Source organism: Mesorhizobium carmichaelinearum (assembly GCF_900199455.1).
Lineage (GTDB): Bacteria > Pseudomonadota > Alphaproteobacteria > Rhizobiales > Rhizobiaceae > Mesorhizobium > Mesorhizobium carmichaelinearum.
In genome coordinates this window covers 1-645 of the sequence record NZ_FZQR01000144.1, presented here as the reverse complement: position 1 = coordinate 645, position 645 = coordinate 1, and the positions used below count along the sequence as shown (strand labels likewise).

1 protein-coding gene is annotated in these 645 nt (G+C 33.8%); it reads left to right on the top strand.

The genetic code is table 11. The features are described 5' to 3' along the window. Positions 1–99: 99 nt before the first annotated feature. A partial coding sequence (locus CKW40_RS46230; RefSeq protein WP_198421201.1) for an RluA family pseudouridine synthase occupies positions 100–645 on the top strand: 546 nt, incomplete at its 3' end.

Here is a 645-nt window from a genome sequence, read left to right as displayed (position 1 = left end):
TTCGCACGGCATGCTTTTGCTAAGAAGACGGTGAGCGCCATGATAAATAATGGCGCTTTAATTGTTAATGATGAACCAGTCAGAGTGCGTAAGCAATGAATGCCGATTGATATTTTAGAAATTCATTTACCACGAGAAATACCGAGTGTTAATGTAATACCTTATGCTCGTAAGCTAGAAGTATTGTATGAAGATGCTTTTATCATCATAGTTACTAAACCAAACAATCAAAATTGTACGCCTTCGAGAGAACATCCTCATGAAAGTTTAATCGAACAAGTACTATATCATTGTCAGGAACATGGTGAAAATATTAACCCACATATTGTTACGCGTCTAGATCGTAATACAACTGGTATTGTGATATTCGCTAAATATGGACATATCCATCATTTATTTTCTAAAGTAAACTTGAAAAAAATATATACTTGCCTTGTATATGGTAAAACCCATACATCTGGTATTATTGAAGCTAATATTAGACGGTCAAAGGATAGTATTATAACTAGAGAAGTTGCCTCGGATGGTAAATACGCTAAAACATCTTATGAAGTAATAAATCAGAATGATAAATACAGTTTATGCAAAGTTCATTTGCATACGGGACGTACACATCAAATTCGTGTACATTTTCAACATATTGGG